General features: G+C 70.5%; 18 protein-coding genes. 6 read left to right on the top strand and 12 right to left on the bottom strand.

Annotation, left to right across the window (positions count from 1 at the left end; genetic code table 11):
• Positions 1-3: 3 nt before the first annotated feature.
• Positions 4-714: a TIGR03943 family protein gene (locus BFN33_RS36880; RefSeq protein WP_069764543.1), complete on the bottom strand. Its 711-nt coding sequence runs from the start codon at positions 712-714 to the stop codon at positions 4-6.
• A complete protein-coding gene (locus BFN33_RS36875; protein WP_069764542.1) occupies positions 711-1,733 on the bottom strand; it encodes a permease in 1,023 nt (340 codons plus the stop codon). The genes BFN33_RS36880 and BFN33_RS36875 overlap by 4 nt, the downstream gene beginning before the upstream one ends.
• A 235-nt stretch (positions 1,734-1,968) precedes the next feature.
• On the opposite strand from BFN33_RS36875, the gene BFN33_RS36870 reads away from it, so the two are divergent.
• Positions 1,969-3,828: an NAD(P)-binding protein gene (locus BFN33_RS36870; RefSeq protein WP_069764541.1), complete on the top strand. Its 1,860-nt coding sequence runs from the start codon at positions 1,969-1,971 to the stop codon at positions 3,826-3,828.
• Between the two features lie 187 nt (positions 3,829-4,015).
• On the opposite strand, the gene BFN33_RS36865 is transcribed toward BFN33_RS36870, so the two are convergent.
• Positions 4,016-5,839 carry a prolyl oligopeptidase family serine peptidase gene (locus BFN33_RS36865; protein ID WP_069764540.1) on the bottom strand — a complete coding sequence of 608 codons (1,824 nt, stop codon included), beginning with the start codon at positions 5,837-5,839 and terminating at the stop codon, positions 4,016-4,018.
• A 151-nt stretch (positions 5,840-5,990) separates the two neighbouring features.
• On the opposite strand from BFN33_RS36865, the gene BFN33_RS36860 reads away from it, so the two are divergent.
• Both BFN33_RS36860 and BFN33_RS36855 read left to right on the top strand, forming a co-directional pair.
• Complete coding sequence (locus tag BFN33_RS36860) at positions 5,991-6,365, top strand: nuclear transport factor 2 family protein (RefSeq protein WP_069764539.1); 375 nt, start codon at positions 5,991-5,993, stop codon at positions 6,363-6,365.
• 43 nt (positions 6,366-6,408) lie between these two features.
• Complete coding sequence (locus BFN33_RS36855; RefSeq protein ID WP_069764538.1) at positions 6,409-7,215, top strand: SURF1 family protein; 807 nt, start codon at positions 6,409-6,411, stop codon at positions 7,213-7,215.
• Between the two features lie 63 nt (positions 7,216-7,278).
• Here the strand turns inward: BFN33_RS36855 and BFN33_RS36850 are convergent, their stop codons facing one another.
• The 4 genes from BFN33_RS36850 to BFN33_RS36835 all read right to left on the bottom strand — a co-directional run bounded on the left by BFN33_RS36850 (position 7,279) and on the right by BFN33_RS36835 (position 11,774).
• On the bottom strand, positions 7,279-8,307 hold the full coding sequence (locus tag BFN33_RS36850) for a hypothetical protein (protein ID WP_069764717.1): 1,029 nt from the start codon (positions 8,305-8,307) through the stop codon (positions 7,279-7,281).
• A 107-nt stretch (positions 8,308-8,414) separates the two neighbouring features.
• A complete protein-coding gene (locus BFN33_RS36845; protein WP_176742543.1) occupies positions 8,415-9,071 on the bottom strand; it encodes a SigE family RNA polymerase sigma factor in 657 nt (218 codons plus the stop codon).
• Positions 9,072-9,447: 376 nt separating this feature from the next.
• Positions 9,448-10,500: an aspartate-semialdehyde dehydrogenase gene (locus BFN33_RS36840; protein ID WP_069764536.1), complete on the bottom strand. Its 1,053-nt coding sequence runs from the start codon at positions 10,498-10,500 to the stop codon at positions 9,448-9,450.
• On the bottom strand, positions 10,497-11,774 hold the full coding sequence (locus BFN33_RS36835; RefSeq protein ID WP_057612334.1) for an aspartate kinase: 1,278 nt from the start codon (positions 11,772-11,774) through the stop codon (positions 10,497-10,499). The genes BFN33_RS36840 and BFN33_RS36835 overlap by 4 nt, the downstream gene beginning before the upstream one ends.
• Before the next feature lie 213 nt (positions 11,775-11,987).
• On the opposite strand from BFN33_RS36835, the gene BFN33_RS36830 reads away from it, so the two are divergent.
• Both BFN33_RS36830 and BFN33_RS36825 read left to right on the top strand, forming a co-directional pair.
• Complete coding sequence (locus BFN33_RS36830) at positions 11,988-12,674, top strand: response regulator transcription factor (RefSeq protein ID WP_069764535.1); 687 nt, start codon at positions 11,988-11,990, stop codon at positions 12,672-12,674.
• Complete coding sequence (locus BFN33_RS36825) at positions 12,671-14,011, top strand: HAMP domain-containing sensor histidine kinase (RefSeq protein ID WP_069764534.1); 1,341 nt, start codon at positions 12,671-12,673, stop codon at positions 14,009-14,011. The genes BFN33_RS36830 and BFN33_RS36825 overlap by 4 nt, the downstream gene beginning before the upstream one ends.
• On the opposite strand, the gene BFN33_RS36820 is transcribed toward BFN33_RS36825, so the two are convergent.
• Together BFN33_RS36820 and BFN33_RS36815 are read right to left on the bottom strand one after the other, a co-directional pair.
• Complete coding sequence (locus BFN33_RS36820; RefSeq protein WP_069764533.1) at positions 13,977-14,477, bottom strand: SgcJ/EcaC family oxidoreductase; 501 nt, start codon at positions 14,475-14,477, stop codon at positions 13,977-13,979. The two genes, BFN33_RS36825 and BFN33_RS36820, sit on opposite strands and share 35 nt — an antisense overlap.
• 111 nt (positions 14,478-14,588) lie before the next feature.
• A complete protein-coding gene (locus BFN33_RS36815; protein ID WP_069764532.1) occupies positions 14,589-14,780 on the bottom strand; it encodes a hypothetical protein in 192 nt (63 codons plus the stop codon).
• A 112-nt stretch (positions 14,781-14,892) separates the two neighbouring features.
• Here BFN33_RS36815 and BFN33_RS36810 point away from each other — a divergent pair, with 112 nt between their 5' ends.
• Positions 14,893-15,627 carry a sulfite exporter TauE/SafE family protein gene (locus BFN33_RS36810; RefSeq protein ID WP_088245466.1) on the top strand — a complete coding sequence of 245 codons (735 nt, stop codon included), beginning with the start codon at positions 14,893-14,895 and terminating at the stop codon, positions 15,625-15,627.
• Between the two features lie 100 nt (positions 15,628-15,727).
• On the opposite strand, the gene BFN33_RS36805 is transcribed toward BFN33_RS36810, so the two are convergent.
• The 3 genes from BFN33_RS36805 to BFN33_RS36795 form a co-directional block, all read right to left on the bottom strand.
• Positions 15,728-16,387, bottom strand: a complete 660-nt coding sequence (locus BFN33_RS36805; RefSeq protein ID WP_069764531.1) for a DUF5063 domain-containing protein — start codon at positions 16,385-16,387, stop codon at positions 15,728-15,730.
• Entirely contained in the window at positions 16,380-16,979 is a 600-nt protein-coding gene (gene recR / locus BFN33_RS36800) for a recombination mediator RecR (RefSeq protein ID WP_020124031.1), read from the bottom strand. Before recR ends, BFN33_RS36805 begins: the two co-directional genes overlap by 8 nt.
• A 97-nt stretch (positions 16,980-17,076) precedes the next feature.
• Positions 17,077-17,421, bottom strand: coding sequence for a YbaB/EbfC family nucleoid-associated protein (locus tag BFN33_RS36795; RefSeq protein WP_069764530.1), 345 nt, complete (start codon positions 17,419-17,421; stop codon positions 17,077-17,079).
• Positions 17,422-17,637: the final 216 nt, after the last annotated feature.

The raw sequence follows: 17,637 nt of genomic DNA, 5'->3' as shown, positions 1-17,637 counted from the left end.
GCGTCAGTTGTTCCAGGTCTCGTCGTACGGGTCGTGCGGCGTCGGGACCGGCTTGGCCTGCGTGATCTCGAGGTACGGGATCGGACCGCCGTTCACCGTGTCCTTGGTCCGCTTGGCCGTGTAGGTGCCGGTGACCTGGAGCCAGCCGTCCGGCTTGAGGACCGGCGGGATCTTCCCGGTGAGGCCGATCTTGACCGGCTGGGCGTCCGCCGCACAGCAGTTGAGGGCCATGCGGACCAGGTAGGGCGCGCCGGAGTGGTCCAGGGCGACGAACCCGGTGACGACGATCTGCCGTCCGTCGAGACCCCGGCCGTGCTCGTAGACGGCCCGGCCCGCGTAGTCGGCGAGGCTGAGCGGCACCGGTCCGCTCTTCGGGAGCTTCGTGTAGCCGTACGACTGCTGCAGGGCCGTACCCGTGCGCATCGCGCTGTAGGAGCCGAGGGCCGGCGGGGCGACGAGGATCAGGGCGAAGAGGGGCAGGACCAGCAGCCAGGAGACCCGGGGTTCACGGTGGGCGTGTTCCTCCTCCTTGGCTCTGGCCCGCCACTCGTACCAGGCCGTCGCCAGCGCCGTCGCGATGAGGACGACACCGGCCGCGAGGACCAGCGGGCGCAGACCCGCCTTGACGTAGCGGAGGTAGAGGTCGGTGGCGCCCGCGTGCAGAAGGGCCGCGCCGAGGACGAACAGGACCGCCGACTGTGCCTGCCGGTTCACAGCATCACCAGCCCGGTCAGGACCGACACGACGATCGCCAGCGCGAGGGTGGCGGGGGCGAAGCGCAGGGCGAAGGCGCGGCCGAAGGTGCCCGTCTGCATGGCGAACAGCTTGAGGTCGATCATCGGGCCGACGACCAGGAAGGTCAGCTTCGCGGTGAGCGAGAACTGGGTGAGCGAGGCCGCCACGAACGCGTCCGCCTCCGAGCAGATCGACAGCACCACGGCGAGGGCCGCCAGGGCCAGCACGGCGATCACCGGGTTCTCCGCAGCCGTACGCAGCCACGTCTGCGGGACCACGGCCTTCAGGGTCGCCGCCGCCATCGCGCCGACGACCAGGAAGCCGCCCGCGTGCATCACGTCGTGCCGCACCGAGCCCCAGAAGGCGGCGCCCTTGCCCTGCCCCTCGTAGTCGTGACGGGCCGGCGTCTTCAACAGGTCGGTGCGGCCGAGGCGCAGCCAGAGCCAGCCCATCACGCAGGCCACCAGCAGGCTCGCGACGAGCCGGGCCACGACCATCTCGGGGTTGCGGGGGAAGGCGACGGCGGTCGCCGTCAGCACGATCGGGTTGATCGCCGGGGCGGAGAGCAGGAAGGCGAGCGCCGCGGCCGGGGTGACGCCCCTGCGCACCAGCGCTCCGGCCACCGGCACGGACGCGCACTCGCAGCCCGGCAGCACCACGCCCGCCATCCCGGCCACCGGCACCGCGAGGGTGGGGTTCTTCGGCAGAGCGCGGGCGAAGAAGGACGGCGGCACGAACACCGCGATCGCCGCCGACAGCAGCACCCCGAGCACCAGGAAGGGCAGCGCCTGGACGAGCACGGCGACGAACACCGTCATCCAGCTCTGCATGACCGGCGCGCCCAGCGCCTCGCGGATCGGGCCCTGGCCCAGCACCACCAGAAGCATCAGCAGGGTCAGCAGGAGGGGGGAGCTGAGGCGCCGCGCCTCCGGGTCCGGTGCCGGGCGCGGGTCCTCGCCGGTGTCCCGCGTGCGCGGGGGTGCTTTGGTGACGGCCACGGCCGGGATCCCTCCGGTGGTGAGGTGCTGGTTCCCCTGCTGGTGCGTACGGCGGTGCAGGTCCGTTTGTTCAGTGTGCGCGGGGGTTTGGGGATTCCTTGGGGAAGGTTGGCCATCACATGACATCACCCGGGGCCCCGGCCGTGGCACCACGCGTCACGGTGAGGCACTCTTCTCCCTTGTGGGGAGCGTTCCGAACCAGAGTCCAGGGCTGCCGGGCGACACGGCCGCGCACATGGTGGTGTGCGGGGACGACGGGCTCGCGCACCGGCTGGCGGCCGAGCTCAGAGGGGTCTACGGCGAGCAGGTCACGCTCGTCGTGCCGGCCTCCGAACGGTCCGTGCGGCCACCGGTGGTCGTGCGGGCCCGAGCCGCGTCCGCGCTGCTCGACCGGGTGGTGACGGCGGCCGCCGGCCTGACCGGCAACGGGGGCGGCGGCAACGCCGGTACGGTCCCTGCTGCCGAACCGCCGGGCGGCGTACGGCTGATGGAGGCCGCCGAGCCGACCGAGGCCGCGCTCGCCGAGGCCGGCGTGGAGCGGGCGCACGCGCTCGCGCTCGTGTACGACGACGACGAGACCAACATCCGTGCCGCCCTCACCGCCCGCCGCCTCAACCCCCGGCTGCGGCTCGTGCTGCGGCTGTACAACCGGCGCCTCGGCCAGCACATCGAGGAACTCCTCGACCAGGCCGCCGCGCTGGCCTCCGGCGAGGGGGCGGGCGGCTCGGCCGACGGCACCGGCTTCGACGCGTCCACGACCGTGCTCTCCGACGCCGACACGGCCGCGCCCGCGCTGGCCGCCACCGCCCTGACCGGCACCAGCAAGGTGCTCCAGACCGGCGGCCTGCTGCTGCGGGCGGTCGAAAGGCCGCCGTCCGGGGACGGGACGAGCGCCGACCCGGGTCTTGCCACGCTCGCCCTGCTCTCACCGACCGACAGTGCCGGGCCCGGCGTCGACCAGGGGCCGACGCTGCTGCCGGACGCGGCGGCGGTACGGGCCGGCGGCGGGCGCGCGACCGTCGTGCTGGAGCAGGTGTCCTACGCCGGACCCTCCTTACCTGACGGGCGGGGTGTGATGCCGTGGTTCGCCTCGCTGTTCTCGCGGCGGCTGCGGTGGTCGCTGGCGGGGATGGTGGGATGCGTGCTCGCGCTCGCCGTCGCGCTCTGGCTGGTGACCGGGATCCATCCGCTGCGCGCCTTTTATCTGACCCTGCTCGATCTGTTCGCGATCGACGACCCCGCGATCGGGGAGTCCGTCGGGCGGCAGATCCTGCAACTGCTGTCCGGACTCGCCGGGTTGCTGCTCCTTCCGGTGCTCCTCGCGGCGGTCCTGGAAGCGCTCGGCACCTTCCGCACCGCGTCCTCCCTGCGCAAACCGCCCCGTGGCCTCGGCGGACATGTCGTGCTGCTCGGGCTCGGCAAGATCGGCACCCGGGTGCTGACGCGGCTGCGGGAGCTGAACATCCCCGTGGTCTGCGTCGAGTCCGACCCCGAGGCCCGGGGACTCGCCACGGCCCGACGGCTGCGGGTGCCGGTGGTGCTCGGTGACGTCACCCAGGAAGGGGTCCTGGAGGCCGCCAAGATCCACCGGGCCCATGCGCTGCTCGCGGTGACCAGCGCGGACACGACGAATCTCGAGGCCGTGCTGTACGCACGGGCCGTGCGGCCCGATCTGCGGGTGGTGCTGCGGCTGTACGACGACGACTTCGCGACGGCCGTGTACCGGACGCTGCGGGCCGCCCACCCCCGGGCCTCCACCCGGAGCCGGAGTGTCTCCCATCTGGCGGCTCCCGCCTTCGCCGGGGCGATGATGGGGCGCCAGATCCTGGGGGCGTTCCCGGTCGAGCGGCGGGTGCTGCTGTTCGCGGCGGTGGATGTGGGCGGCCATCCCCAGTTGGAGGGTCGGACGGTCGGCGAGGCGTTCCGGGCGGGATCCTGGCGGGTGCTGGCGCGGGAGGAGTCCGGGGACGCTCCGGGACTGGCGTGGGACCTGCCGGACACGTATGTGCTGCAGGCGGCGGACCGGGTGGTGCTGGCGGCGACCCGGCGGGGGCTGGCGGAGTTGCTGGGGCGCAGGGGCCGGGCGGGTACGTAGCCATACCGCCGGGTCAGGTTGTTACGCGGCTGCGGGGCGGTGGGGGCTGGTCGCGCAGTTCCCCGCGCCCCTGAGTGGGTGCACTCGAAGTCGGCCGAGCTGTACCCACCCAGGGGCGCGGGGCTGTGACATCAGCGGCCCCGCCGCGCGGGCGCGACCAGCCACAACGAACCCGCAGACCAAATACCTACCGCCGCGACCCCAAATGCCTTTCCGCGAAGTCCAGTTCCAGCTTCACCTGCTTGATCCGTTCGTCCACCACCAGGGACCCGTGACCCGCGTCGTACCGGTACACCTCGTGCACCGCCCCCCTCGACTCCAGCCGCTTCACATAGTTGTCGACCTGACGGATCGGGCACCGCGGGTCGTTGACGCCCGCCGAGATGTACACCGGAGCCTTGACCTGGTCCACGTACGTCAACGGAGACGACGCCTCGAAGCGCTCCGGCACCTCCTCCGGCGTGCCGCCCAGCAACGTACGGTCCATCGCCTTCAGCGCTTCCATCTCGTCGTGGAACGCCGTGACATAGTCCGCGACCGGCACCGCCGCGATTCCCAGGGCCCACGCCTCAGGCTGGGTGCCCAGGCCGAGGAGCGTGAGGTAGCCGCCCCAGGAACCCCCGGTGAGGATCAGCCGCTCGGGGTCGGCGAGACCGGAGCCGATCGCCCATTCCCTGACCGCCGCGATGTCCTCCAGCTCGATCAGTCCGACCCGGTGCTTGAGCGCGTCGGTCCACGCCCGCCCGTACCCCGTGGAGCCGCGGTAGTTGACCCGGACGACCGCGTACCCGTGGTCCACCCACGCCGCCGGAGCCGCCGCGAACGAGTCGCTGTCGTGCCAGGTCGGACCGCCGTGGATGTCGAAGACCGTCGGCAGTGGCCCCGTCGTGCCGGCGGGCTTCTGGACCAAGGCGTGGATGCGGCCCCCGGGGCCGTCCACCCATACGTCCTCCACCGGCACCGAGCCAGGCGACTTCAGACCTGGCGGGTCCAGAACCACCTCACCCGTCGTCGAGCGCACCGCCGACGGCTCGGCGGCCGAGGACCACAGGTACTCCACGCTGCCGTCGGGGCGGGCCGTCGCCCCGGACACCGAACCGGGCGGGGTCGGGACCTTCTCGAGCTTGCCGCTCGCCAGGTCGTACCGGAAGAGCTCGCTGCGCGCCTCGAAGCTGTGCGCGATGAGCAGGCCTGTGCCGTCCGGATACCACTCGGCGCCCACGTCTCCGGGCAGGTCCAGGTCGAGGTCGGTCTCCTCGCACGTGGCCACGTCCCACACCAGCGGCTCCCAACGGCCGCGCCGCTGATGGCCGATGAGCAGCCGGGTGTCGCCGTCGACCGGAGCGAAGCCCAGGACCTCCAGGCCCAGTTCCTCGGCGCCGCCCTTGGTGTCGTCGAGCTCGGCGACCGCAGTGCCGTCGGGGCGCAGCACGCGCAACGCCGAGTGCATGGCGTCGCCGTGCTCGGTGTGCTCGACCGCGATCAGCGAGCCGTCGTGGGAGAGGTCGCCGACGCCCGCCGACTCGCGGTGCCGGTAGATCTCCACCGGGTCCTCGCCGGTGCGCACGAGGTGGATGGAGGTGCCCTCGTCGTCGGTCGAACAGCCCACGACCGCCGTACGGCCGTCCCGGCCCAGGGCCAGGCCGGCCGGGTAGGAGGCCCCCAGGCCGGGCGCGGCGAGCTCGTCCGGGCCGCCCTCGAAGGGCTGGCGGCGCCAGACGCCGAACTCGTCGCCGTCCTTGTCGTCGAACCACCAGATCCAGGCGCCGTCCGGGGAGAGCACGCCGTCCGTGGTGCCGTTCGGCCGGTCCGTGACCTGGCGCTGTCCGCCCGTCGCTCTGTCCCAGGCGTACAGCTCGTAGGTCCCCGTGGCGTTGGAGACGAACAAGGAGCGGTCGGGGGCGTCCTCCGCCCAGTCGGGCAGGGACACCCGGGGCGCCCGGAAGCGCTTCTCCCAGTCCGGCATGTCGTGCTTCCGCTCGGCCGCGGCGGACCCGTTGCTCTCAGTCATGACCCCATACTGCCTGCCTTCACAGACAATCCGCAGACGAGGTCCCCAGCCTGTGGAAAACTTCTACCAGCCGCTTACCCGAACGCCTTCCGACCAGGTCGAAAAGGGCGGCCCGGGCCCGTTGTCAGTGGCGGCGTGCAGACTCGTCCCCATGACCGATCTGCGCAAGACCGTCGAGAGTTTCTGGGCCCTTGCCGAGGCCCGCGACTGGGCCGCGTTCGCGGACACGCTGGCCGAGGACGTCGTGTACACCCTGCCGCAGACCCGTGAGCGCATCAGCGGACGGGAGCGGTACGTCGAGTTCAACCGTGAGTACCCGGGTGACTGGCATCTGCGGGTCGAGCGGATCGTCGCCGAACCGGGCCAGGTCGTCACCTGGGCTCACTTCACGGTGGGTCTGGAGGAGATGTACGCCATCTCCTTCTTCACCGGGGACGAGAGCGGCCGTATATCCGCCATCACCGACTTCTGGCCGGAGCCGTACGAGCCCCCGGCCGGCCGGGACCACCTGACGGAACGGTTCTGACCCCGCGCCCCGCCGCCCCGGAGCGGCCCCGTACCGTGGGAGTGTGTACCGGTTTCTGCTGACGCCCCGCTGGTTCGGCATCAATGTCTTCGTGCTGCTCGCCATCCCGTTCTGCATCTTCATGGGGTCGTGGCAGCTGAGCCGGTTCGAGGACCGGATGACGGCGAGCCGGGACGCCGAGCAGCAGGTCACCACCGATGCGCGGGAGGCCGCGCGACCGCTGGTCGAGCTGCTGCCGGTGGACAAGGTGACCTCCGGCAAGCAGACCACCGCGACCGGCCGCTACGACAAGCAGCTGCTCGTCCCCGACCGGCAACTGGACGACCGGGACGGCTACTACGTCCTGACGCTGCTGCGCACCGACGGCGGCAAGGCCCTGCCCGTGGTCCGGGGCTGGCTGCCGGGCACGCCCGATCCGGCGAAGGTCCCGGCCGCGCCGAAGGGCGAGGTCACCGTCACCGGTGCGCTGCAGGCGTCGGAGACCCCCGGCGACAACGGCGTCAGCGCCCAGGGCGGTCTTCCGGCCGGCCAGACCTCGGCGATCAGCGCGGCCTCGCTGATCAACCTCGTGCCGTACGGCGTGTACGACGCGTGGGTTACCCTCAACACCGGTGACTCCGGGATGACGGCCGTACCGGCGACCGCGCCCGCCGACAGCGGGCTGGACCTCAAGGCCTTCCAGAACCTCGGCTACACCGGTGAGTGGTTCGTCTTCGCCGGCTTCGTGGTCTTCATGTGGTTCCGCCTGCTGCGCCGCGAGGTGGAGTTCATCCGGGACGCGGAACTGGGCATCCTCCCGGACGACGAACAGCGGGACCAGGAGCAGCCTCAGGAGAAGGCGAGCGCCTGAGCCCGGGCGTCCCCCGACGCCCGTTCAGCCTCGTCAACGCCCGTTCAGACCGTCACGACGTTGTCAGGACGACGTGAGCAGGCCCGTCCAGTACACAACCCCCGCGCACGCGTTGGACACCGTCGTCGACACCGACGGTCCGCCGCCCTCCGCCGTGTTCGTCACCAGGACACTCCCGTCGGCCGTGCCGCCATCCGTGAGGAGCTGGGTGGTGGTGCCGGTGTCGCCGCCGGTGGAGGAGCCCTCGCTGCTGGAGGCGTCCGGGGAGGTCGTGGGGTCGGGGGTGGGGTCGGTCGAGGGTTCCGTGGTGGGACACGTCTCGGACGGCACCCAGGCGAACTTCACGTCGTAGGAGGAACCCGGCTGCAGCAGCAGCTGGGAGACCTCCTGGGACGGGTCGGGCAGCCCGGCCGACGCCACGTCGCCGGAGACATGCCGCGCGGCGCCGATCTTGCTCGCGTCGGCCGCGCCCTGAGCGGTCGGGGTCACGATGCCGGGGCCCGCGACCGTACAGGCGGCGGTGGAGCCGTTGGTGATGTGGAACGTGCCGTAGACCGTCCCGGAGGCGTCGGGCACCGCGGTGTTCGCCGTCGGTGTGCCGAGCTGTGCGGCCGTACAGACCGGGGCGCTCGCGGCGGTCGTGGCGGAGGGGTCGGTACCGCTGCTCGCTCCGGTGCTCGCGCCCGCGGACTTGCCCTTGTCGGCGTCCTTGGACTCGCCCTTGCCCTTGTCCTCGGTCTTGCCCGCGGAACCGCCGGAGGTGGACTCGCCGCCCGCCTCCTGCTTGCCCTGGCCGGCGCCGCCCTGCATCTGGGAGGCGTGCCCGGCGTTGGAGGTGTTGGCGCTGGTGCCGGTGGAGGAGACGTGCACGACGGCGGGGATCGCGGTGCCCATGAAGAGGGCAGCGGCCGCCATACCGACGACGGCCTGTCGCTTGCGTGCCCGCCGGGCCGGTACCGCCTTGCGCAGATGGTCCAGGCTGCCGTCACGCGGCTCCATCTCCTGGACCGCCTGGTGCAGCATCCGTCGCAGTGCCAGCTCGTCCGAGTCGAACTCCCCCGTGGAGATCGGATCGTCGGGGCCGTGGTTCACAGTTCCGTTCCCAGCGTGCGATTGCTTGTGCTCTTGCTTGCCGACCCAGGTCGGCTCATGCCAGTCGTACGGTTCATGGCGCCGTTCCTCGGAGTCACCCTCGCCGCTCATACCGGCTCCTCCATCGCGATCCGCAGCGCCGCGATCCCCCGGGAGCCGTAGGCCTTCACGGAGCCCAGCGAGATGCCGAGCGTGTCGGCGACCTGGGCCTCGGTCATGTCCGCGAAGTAGCGCAGGACCAGGACCTCGCGCTGGCGGCGCTGCAGGCCCTTCATCGCCTTGATGAGCGAGTCGCGCTCCAGCTGGTCGTACGCCCCCTCCTCGGCGCTCGCCATGTCGGGCATCGGCTTGGACAGCAGCTTGAGTCCGAGGATGCGCCGGCGCAGGGCCGAGCGGGAGAGGTTGACGACCGTCTGCCGCAGGTACGCGAGGGTCTTCTCCGGGTCGCGGACGCGTTTGCGTGCCGAGTGGACGCGGATGAAGGCCTCCTGGACGACGTCCTCGCAGGAGGCGGTGTCGTCGAGCAGGAGAGCGGCGAGGCCCAGCAGCGAGCGGTAGTGCGCCCGGTAGGTCTCGGTGAGGTGGTCGACGGTGGTACCGGCTGCCGCCTCTTCCTCGGCGCCGTCACGCTGACTGGGTATGCGGGCGGGCCGCGCTGCGGGCATCGGCGCGATCACCGGCATGCCGCCGGGCGCCCCGGGCCTGCGGGGTCGGAGGACAGCCGCGCCGCTCGGCGCGGCAGGGAAGTCGAGTACCTGAGCCACGACAGTTGGACACGCTCACCCCGGTGAGGGTTGTACGCAGCCGTCCATCTTCTCTCAGGCAGCACAACTGACCGTGCGTCGAACGCGCTCATGCCCTACCCGCTCTTCCCCTGTGTCCTGAATGGCCGAGGCGTCCCCACGCCTCGGATGCATCCCCGCGCCCCCTGAAAGGGCGTTCGCAAAGACGCTCCCCGCCCTTCGCACGGTTGCGGAGAGCGGGGAGGAAAATCTTCGGACGCCAAAGCGCCGGGATCAAGTGGTACGGACCATTAGTCGCACCACATGTCGCACACAGATCCTACAAAGCGTTCCGGCCATGGCCAGGACTTTTCCCGTAGGCACAACTGCGTACGACAGATCTGCCACCGGACGAACGTCACACGAGCTCGGCCGCCACGAGCTCCGCGATCTGCGCGGTGTTGAGCGCGGCGCCCTTGCGCAAATTGTCTCCGCACACGAAGAGTTCGAGCGCGGTGGGGTCGTCGAGCGCCCGCCGCACCCGCCCCACCCAGGTGGGATCGGTGCCGACGACATCGGCGGGCGTGGGGAACTCCCCGGCCGCCGGATCGTCGAAGAGGACGACCCCGGGGGCGGTCGCGAGGATCTCGCGCGCCTTGCGGACGGTGACCTCGCCCTCGAAGCGGGCGTGGACGGTGAGGGAGTGCACGGTGACCACCGGGACCCGCACACAGGTCACGGCGACCGGCAGTGCGGGCAGGCCCAGGATCTTGCGGGTCTCGTCCCGGACCTTCATCTCCTCCGAGGACCAGCCGTCCTCGCGCAGCGAACCCGCCCACGGGACGACGTTGAGGGCGACCGGCTCCGGGAACGGCCCGGTGTGGTCGCCGACGGCCCGCCGTACGTCACCGGGGTGCGTCCCGAGCTCGGTGCCCGCGACCATGGACAGCTGCCGCCTCAGGGTCTCGACACCGGCCCGGCCCGCACCGCTCACCGCCTGGTACGAGGACACCACCAGTTCCCGCAGCCCGAACTCGGCGTGCAGCGCGCCCAGGGCCACGATCATGGAGAGGGTCGTGCAGTTGGGGTTGGCGATGATCCCGCGCGGCCGCATCCGGGCCGCGTGCGCGTTGACCTCGGGGACGACGAGGGGCACATCCGGGTCCATCCGGAAGGCGCCGGAGTTGTCCACGACGACGGCACCGCGGGCGGCGGCGACCGGCGCCCACTGCGCGGCCACCTCGTCGGGTACGTCGAACATGGCGACGTCGACCCCGTCGAAGGCCTCCTCCGACAGGGCCACCACCTCGACCTGCTCCCCGCGCACGGCCAGTTTGCGGCCGGCCGAGCGCGGGGAGGCGATCAGTCGGATCTCGCCCCAGATGTCCGCGTGCTGGGACAGGATCTGGAGCATGACCGTGCCGACGGCTCCGGTCGCGCCCACGACCGCGAGCGTCGGCCTGGCGGTCATCGGCCGGTGCCTCCGTAGACCACGGCCTCGTCGCTGTCGGAGTCCAGCCCGAAGGCGCTGTGCACGGCACGGACCGCCTCGGGCACGTCGTCGGCGCGGGTGACGACCGAGATACGGATCTCGGAGGTCGAGATCAGCTCGATGTTCACGCCGGCGTCGGACAGGGCGGTGAAGAAGTCGGCCGTGACACCCGGGTTGGTCTTCATGCCGGCGCCCACGAGCGAGATCTTGCCGATCTGGTCGTCGTAGCGCAGCGAGTCGAAGCCGATGCCGGCCTTGTTCTTCTCCAGGGCGTCGATGGCCTTGCGGCCCTCGGCCTTGGGGAGCGTGAAGGAGATGTCCGTCAGCCCGGTGGAGGCGGCGGAGACGTTCTGCACGATCATGTCGATGTTGATCTCGGCGTCCGCGATCGTGCGGAAGATCACGGCGGCCTCGCCCGGCTTGTCGGGCACGCCGACGACCGTCACCTTGGCCTCGGAGGTGTCGTGCGCGACACCGGAGATGATGGCCTGCTCCACCGGCTTGTCCCCTTGCTCGATCGGCTCACTGCTGACCCATGTGCCCTGCAGCCCGCTGAAGGACGACCGGACGTGGATCGGGATGTTGTAGCGGCGGGCGTACTCCACACAGCGGTGGAGCAGCACCTTGGAGCCGGAGGCCGCGAGCTCCAGCATGTCCTCGAAGGAGATCCAGTCGATCTTCTTCGCCTTCGTCACCACGCGCGGGTCGGCGGTGAACACGCCGTCGACGTCGGTGTAGATCTCGCACACCTCGGCGTCGAGCGCGGCGGCGAGGGCGACGGCCGTGGTGTCGGAGCCACCGCGCCCGAGCGTGGTGATGTCCTTCTTGTCCTGGCTGACGCCCTGGAAGCCGGCGACGATGGCGATGTTGCCCTCGTCGAGGGCCGTGCGGATCCGGCCCGGCGTGACGTCGATGATCCGGGCTTTGTTGTGGACCGAGTCGGTGATGACGCCGGCCTGGCTGCCGGTGAAGGACTGGGCCTCGTGGCCCAGGTTTTTGATCGCCATGGCCAGCAGCGCCATGGAGATACGCTCTCCGGCGGTCAGCAGCATGTCGAACTCACGCCCGGCAGGCATGGGAGATACCTGCTCGGCGAGATCGATCAGCTCGTCCGTCGTGTCGCCCATCGCGGAAACGACGACGACCACCTGGTGGCCGTTCTTCTTCGCTTCGACGATTCGCTTGGCGACGCGCTTGATGCCCTCGGCATCGGCTACGGAGGAGCCTCCGTACTTCTGCACGACAAGGCCCACGTGCGCTCCTCGCTCAGTCCGTGTGTGTCGGCTCAGTTTAACGAGCGCCCGATTTTCACCTCCGCGGTATCGCATCGTGAGATATCGCGAGGTTCGGACGCCCAGGTCAGCGCATGCCCATCCGGGGACCTCGGGAAAAGTGCACCGCGTCACACGACGATGTGTGGCCCATGTGACAGGTGTGAATTAAGTTTCAAGCACTAGGGTGCGGCTGTGCGCGTACTCCTGGTGGAAGACGATGAGCCGGTCGCCCAGTCCCTCAGACGTGGCCTGGTCCGGTACGGCTTCGAGGTCGAGTGGGTCTCCACCGGCGGCGCCGCGCTGAGCCACGAGGGCCCCTACGACGTCGTACTCCTCGATCTCGGTCTGCCCGACACCGACGGCCTCGACGTGTGCAGGGAACTGCGCGGGCGCGGTGACGTGCCGATCATCGTGATCAGCGCGCGCAGCGACGAGACCGACCGGGTGGTCGGCCTGGAGCTCGGCGCCGACGACTACGTGTCCAAGCCGTTCGGGGTCCGTGAGGTCATCGCGCGGATACGAGCCGTGATGCGGCGCGTCCAGCCGCGTGGCGAGGTCGCCGCGGCGGGCCCCGACGCGTACGGCTCCCGCCTCACCATCGACCGCAAGGCCGCCCGGGTCCGCCTCGACGGCGAGGAGGTGTCCCTGGCGCCCAAGGAGTACGGACTGCTGTCCTTCCTCACCGAGGAGCCCGGTGCGCTGATGTCGCGCGAGCAGATCATGGAGGCGGTCTGGGACGCGAACTGGTTCGGGCCGACCAAGACGCTGGACGTGCATGTGGCGGCGCTGCGGCGCAAGCTCGCCGGGGCGGTCGTCATCGAGGCGGTCCGGGGCGTGGGCTTCCGGCTGGAGATCGCCGAGGGCGACGGGGTGTCATGAACCGGCAGCTCATCCGGAGCTACATCCTGCTGGTCGCGGTGGCCATCTTCCTGTTCACCGTCCCGGTCGCCTTCACGCTCACCAAGCAGTTGCGGGACGACACCAGGCAGTCGGTCCTGCGCGAGGCGAACACCATGGCGCTGCTGCTGAGCAACGGCACCAGTACCTCGTGCGAGGCCCTGACCGAGGTGGCCACGGCGTACGGCGACGTCCAGGCGACCCCCACCGCGAACTGCGACCCCGCGCTGCCGGTTCCCGCAGCCGACGCGGCGCTGAAGCGGGCCGTGCAGAAGAACGAGTCGACGACCGACTGGGGTTCCGACTTCGTCTGGGGCAGACACCTGACGGTCACCGTCCCCGCGAAGGACGACGCGGCCGTACGGATCGTCTACTCGACCTCCGACATGACCAGGCGGCTGCGGCAGATCTGGGGCTTCCGGGCCGCTCTCGCCGTGCTGGTGCTGGCCGCGGCCGCCGCGATCGGGGCGTACGCCGCCCGCCGTATCACCGCTCCCCTGCGCGAACTCAACGCGATGGCCAGCAAGTTCAGTGACGGCGACCTGACCGCGCGGTCCCCGGTGACGGGCCCGCCGGAGACACAGACGCTCGCCCGCACCCTGAACCAGGGCGCGGAACGCCTGGACACGCTGGTGGCCTCGCAGCGGATCTTCGTGGCGGACGCGTCTCATCAACTGCGGACGCCGTTGACGGCGTTGCGGCTGTCGCTGGACAACATCGCGGACGGCGTGGACGACGAGTTCGTGCGGGAGGACGTGGAGCAGGCGACGGCGGAGGTGGTCCGGATGAGCCGCCTGGTCAACGGCCTTCTCGTGCTCGCCCGTGCCGAGGCGAAGGTGACGGCCGCGGAGCCGTTGCCGCTCAGGGAGATCGTGGACGAACGGCTGACGGTGTGGAGGCCGGCCGCCGACGAGCGCGGAGTCACCATCGCGCTCAGGGGGAGTGTCGTCGACGACCGGCCGTCTGTGCTGGCCGGCCCCGGTCATCTCGACCAGGTGCTGGACAACGTGCTCTCGAACGCCCTGGAGGTCTCGCCGGACGGCGGTCGGATCACCGTCGAGTTCGAGTCGCGGGCGGACAGGGTGGTGCTGTCGGTGCTCGACGAGGGACCCGGCATGTCCGACGCCGACAAGTCCCGCGCCTTCGACCGCTTCTGGCGCGGTCAGGGCCTGACCGGACGCTCCGGCTCGGGTCTCGGCCTCGCCGTCGTCAAACAGCTGGTGACCGACGACGGCGGAACCGTGGCGCTGGCGGATGCGCCGGGGGGCGGTCTGAAGGTGGAGATCAGCCTTCGGGCATCGCCGAGGAGTGGTGGTTGACGATCTTCCACTGGCCGCCCCGCTTCTCGTACTCGTATGTGTAGCGGGCCTCGACGACGCGCTTGGCGCCGGTGTCCGGGTCGGTGAGCGTGAACTCGTAGACGCCGGTGTCGATCGCGGAGTCGCTGTCGAGGACGTTGATGATCGTGTGGACCTTCTTGCCGACCGGCTTGTTCTGAAGGAAGTGCTCGAAGTAGTCGACGATGCCGGCGCGGTCGGTGCGGACCTTGTTGGAGACGGTGGGCAGGAGGACCGCGTCCTTGGCGTACCGGTCCGCGACCGTGTCGGCGTCGCCGGTCCGCAGGGCCGCGTTCCAGCCGTTGAAGAGGCCCGCGATCTCCTTCTTGGCAGGCTTCCCGGGAGCGTCGGTCCCGGCGGTGGCGGCTACGGTTCCGACCGTGCCGACGGCGACGATCACGGTCGCGGTGACTATGGCTGCGCGCTTGGTCATGGAACGACGGGTCATCGCTGTCTCCAGTGCGGTGAGAGGCTGTGCCGTGAAGTGGCTCCAGACTCTCTTCGCGCTGGTTAGGACCCGTGCAGCCGCGATACAGCGGAGGGACAGGACCTCCCCAATTCACGCACCGTGCCTGCTCGGTCGCTGTCCGCGCAGCAGGCTGACCCCGGCGCCGAGCGACACCACGCCCATTCCGACGGCGGTCATGACTCCCTGCGTTCCGTCCACGACGAACGGCGCGACCGCGGCGACGGCCAGGTTGAAGAGGAAGAGGAACCAGAGGACGGGGGTGGAGGAGAGCAGGGCCTTCATGGCGGTTTTCCTTCGGTACGGAGCGGTTGACCTGGTGAGATCAACGATCCCGTTTCGCGGGGGCCGCCACGAGGGGGTGCTCTCCCGAACCCGCGGTGTAGTGGGGTACACCATGCCTGTGACAGGTGACGTGCTGCTGACGGCCATCGTGCTGCTGGGTTCCTCCGTGCAGTGGCTCACCGGTATGGGCTTCGCGCTGGTCTCCGTACCGGCCCTGGTCCTGCTCCTCGGCCCGGCGGAAGGCGTGATACTCGCCAACTGCGCGGCCGGGGTGATCTGTCTGATCGGCCTGGCCGGCGGATGGCGCCTGGTACGACCCCGCGCGATGCTCCCCTTCTGTCTGGCAGCGGCCTGCGCGGTCCCCGCGGGCACCTGGACGACCCGTCAGCTCCCCGAGTCCTGGCTTCTGTTGGTCATGGGCAGCCTGGTGACGGCGGCGGTGCTCCTCGTCATGAGGGGTGCCCGGGTGGCGGCGCTGCGCGGCACCCGAGGCGCCGTGTTCGCGGGTGCGGCGGGCGGGTTCATGAACTCCGCGGCGGGGGTGGGCGGCCCGCCGTTCTCGCTCTACGCCGTCAACGCGGGCTGGACGGTACGGGAGTTCGTCCCGAACGCGATGTTCTACGGCGTGATCGTGAACGCCTTCTCGGTGGCGTCGAACGGGGTGCCGGAGCTCACTGGAGTGCGGTGGCTCCTGGTGATCGGGGCGATGGGCGCGGGCGGCCTGATCGGCAGGGGGCTCGCGTCCCGGATGCCGGAGAGGCGGGCCCGCCTGCTGGTGCTGTCACTCGCCCTGCTGGGCGGGGTCACGGCCGTGGGAAAGGGACTGTGGGATCTGGCCTTTCAATGACCGCGCCGACGGTCGCGCCCATCGGCGTCGGAGACCCACGAAGTGACCTCCGGACGCCGAACAGCAACGCCACGCCCCCCTGACCCGCGTCACCCAGAGGCTACTTCGGGGATCGCAGCCCCAGCGGACCCGCGATCTCCTCCACCATCACCTTGCCCGCCTCGAACTCCAGCGTCTCGTCGCCGATCGCCTGGTCGGTGTCGAGACCGTCCAGTTCCTCCAGGGGCTGGTTCAGGCGGACATGCGCCACGACCGACTGGAGCGCGCGCAGCGTCGCCGACGCCGTGGAGCCCCAGTTGGAGAAGTACGAGAACTGCCACCACCACAGCGCCTCCGAGGTGCGGCCCGCGCGGTAGTGGGCCATGCCGTGGCGCAGGTCGGTGATGACGTCGGTCAGGTCGTCGGAGATACGGGCCGGGACCGGCGCGGTGCGCGGCTCGTACGGGTCGAAGACCTCCGAGTAGACGTCGATCGGCTCCAGCAGCCGGGCCAGGTTCTCGCGGAGTTCGTCCACGTCGGCGTCCGGGCCCGTGTCGGGCTCGTAGCGCTCGTCGGGGACGATGTCCTCGTGGGCGCCCAGGCGGCCGCCGGCCAGCATGAGCTGGGAGACCTCCAGGAGGAGGAAGGGGACGGCCGAGTCGGGTTCGTCGCCCTTCGCCACCTCCATGACGGCCACCAGGAAGCTCTCGACCTGGTCGGCGATCTGGACCGCGAAGTCGTCGGGGTCCTGGGCGGTCTCGTGCAGTGTGGCGTCAGACATCTAGGAGTCGTCTCCCCTCGAAGGCGCGGCCGAGGGTCACCTCGTCCGCGTATTCCAGGTCGCCACCCACCGGGAGGCCGCTGGCCAGGCGGGTGACCTTGAGGCCCATGGGCTTGATCATGCGGGCGAGGTACGTCGCTGTGGCCTCGCCCTCCAGGTTCGGGTCGGTGGCCAGGATGAGCTCCGTGACCGTACCGTCGGCCAACCGCGCGAGAAGTTCTCGTATCCGCAGGTCGTCAGGACCGACACCCTCGATCGGGCTGATCGCGCCGCCCAGGACGTGGTACTTGCCGCGGAACTCACGGGTGCGCTCGATGGCGACCACGTCCTTCGGCTCCTCCACCACACAGATGACGGAGAGGTCGCGGCGGGTGTCGCGGCAGATGTTGCACAGCTCTTCCTGTGCCACGTTGCCGCAGGTCGCGCAGAAGCGGACCTTCGCCTTGACCTCCATCAGGCACTGCGCGAGACGCCGTACGTCCGTCGGCTCCGCCTGGAGGATGTGGAAGGCGATCCGCTGGGCGCTCTTGGGACCGACGCCGGGCAGCCGCCCCAGTTCGTCGATGAGGTCCTGAACCACGCCTTCGTACAACGGACTGCCGTCCTTCCTGGGGTTCCTTGCAGTACGTACGCTAGTTGGCCGATGCCCGCCAACGAAAGACGGGCACGGTGAAAGACAGGCCCCTCGCCTAGAAAGGCAGCCCGGGGATACCGCTGCCGCCGCCGAGACCCTGGGCGAGCGGGCCGAGCTTCTGCTGCTGGAGGGTCTGGGCGTTCTCGTTGGCCGCCTGGACCGCCGCCACGATCAGGTCGGCGAGGGTCTCGGTGTCCTCCGGGTCCACCGCCTTCGGGTCGATCTTCAGCGCGCGCAGTTCTCCGGCGCCGGTGACGGTGGCCTTCACCAGACCACCGCCCGCCTGGCCGTCGACCTCGGTCCTGCCGAGTTCCTCCTGCGCGTTCGCCAGGTCCTGCTGCATCTTCTGGGCCTGCTGGAGCAGCTGCTGCATGTTGGGCTGGCCACCACCGGGGATCACGATCAGCTCCTGTGCTTTCCGCCTTGGTCTTCCGTCTGTGATGAGCCTACGTGTTCCACGTGGCCGTCGCCCCAGCACTCTTTCGAGTGAGTCGACGTAGAGGCCTATACCTGATCAAGGCCCTCTTCCGAGCGGAAAAGTCACCAAAGAACCCCCTTCGCCACCCATTGGGCGGTAGGAAGGGTCCGGCACATCAGCATCAGGCGTCACGCAGGG

The sequence above is a fragment of the Streptomyces sp. LUP47B genome, from assembly GCF_001746295.1.
Lineage (GTDB): Bacteria > Actinomycetota > Actinomycetes > Streptomycetales > Streptomycetaceae > Streptomyces.
This window is presented reverse-complemented; position numbering and strand designations above follow the sequence as displayed.